The following is a 258-nucleotide window of genomic DNA, read 5'->3' as shown; positions in this document are numbered from 1 at the left end:
GTGCAGGTCGGCCAGCAGCTCGTGCGCCAGCTTGGTCATGCGCACTTCGGTGTATCGCATGGCCGCGGCGTTGTCGCCGTCGACCGAACCGAAGTTGCCCTGGCCGTCTACCAGCAGGTAGCGCAGGGAAAACGGCTGGGCCATCCGAACGATGGTGTCGTACACCGCAGTGTCGCCGTGAGGGTGATACTTACCGATCACGTCGCGCCGTACGGGTTCGGTTGCCGCGATTCTTCTGCAGGCAGTCGAGCAGGAACA

The 258-nt window shown here is 63.6% G+C and carries 1 protein-coding gene; it reads right to left on the bottom strand.

All coding sequences use genetic code 11. The features are described 5' to 3' along the window. A partial coding sequence (locus AC0L3B_RS39800) for a DNA gyrase subunit A (protein ID WP_473383382.1) occupies positions 1 to 258 on the bottom strand: 258 nt, incomplete at both ends.

This window comes from Bradyrhizobium sp. Kon56 (genome assembly GCF_055807635.1).
Note: the sequence above shows the minus strand (reverse complement) of the source record. Positions and strands in the feature narration are given on the sequence as shown.